The following is a 1,105-nucleotide window of genomic DNA, read 5'->3' as shown; positions in this document are numbered from 1 at the left end:
GCAGCAGTGATGCGGAATCAGCCGGACACATCCGCACCGACTAAGCGCATCGCGCCCGGCGACTTCGTCGCCTTAAGTCGGTGGGACGTCGTGAACACATGAACGTTATACGCAATTGCCCACTCGAGGAAGAGTTTTTAAGAAAATTGTTTTTATTAGGGCTCTAGTTTTAGATCGTGAAGCAGACTCAAGGTTACTTAGATACAGCGAGAAGATGGCAAATTCGAGGTAGCGGGGGCAAGGTTCTGGATACGGTAGTGTTGAGAGATACAATGTGAAGTTGTTCAAGAAGAAATCACACTGATGAATACTCACGCCAACATAGTTCAAGTACAAGGCAGGTAGTGAAATCAGTTAACGTATCTAGAGACAGCGAGAAGTGGGCATAATCGAAGCAGCGGGGGTAAGGTTCTGGATACATTCGAGGTCGGATTTACTTTTCTGAAGTTGGATCACGTAGAATAATCGAGGAAGGTAGCAAGGAAGAACAACTGCGTATAACACCATGTTCACGCTTCGGGCCATTCGGCCCTCGGTCCGGCAGGAGTCAGATGTGGATTCGGAGAAGTAATTGACAGTAGCAGTGAAGCGGAATCAGCCGGACACATCCGCACCGACTAAGCGCGTCGCGCCCGGCGACTTCGTCGCCTTAAGTCGGTGGGACGTCGTGAACACATTTACGTTAGACGAAATTGGACCGCAGCTAGTACGAGTTATATTTTTGCATACTGTGGAGATTGCCATCGGAATCAAAGAAGAACATGAAGTATTTCAGGTTTCATCGGACTTAGTTACAGCGTGCTTGGCATTAAAGATCAATTGGAAAGATAATGAAGACCAACCGCTGATTTTTGAAGGCAAGAGGTGCCTGAAAGTAGGAAGGACGATTTTTGTAAGCGAAAGGTGCCTGAACGCAGGGATTAAGAACAAGAGTAAGCAAGAGGTGCCTGAAAGTAAAGAAATAGTTAGTTGTTGAAGGTTGAACCAGGATGCAGAGATTGTCGGTGTCTAGAGGACTGCGAGATTGGCAATGAAGCAGGAACAAGTAGAAGATTCAGAGAAGTATTCGGGAAGAGATGGCAAGAGTTGTTGCGGCGTTCTTTGA

1 protein-coding gene is annotated in these 1,105 nt (G+C 47.0%); it reads left to right on the top strand.

The window, feature by feature from the left end; all coding sequences use genetic code 11:
* The first annotated feature begins 667 nt into the window (after positions 1 to 667).
* Positions 668 to 976 carry a hypothetical protein gene (locus ACFPOF_RS29450; RefSeq protein WP_378139033.1) on the top strand — a complete coding sequence of 103 codons (309 nt, stop codon included), beginning with the start codon at positions 668 to 670 and terminating at the stop codon, positions 974 to 976.
* Positions 977 to 1,105 lie beyond the last annotated feature (129 nt).

The organism is Cohnella soli (genome assembly GCF_042655525.1).
Taxonomy (GTDB): domain Bacteria; phylum Bacillota; class Bacilli; order Paenibacillales; family Paenibacillaceae; genus Cohnella; species Cohnella soli.
Note: the sequence above shows the minus strand (reverse complement) of the source record. Positions and strands in the feature narration are given on the sequence as shown.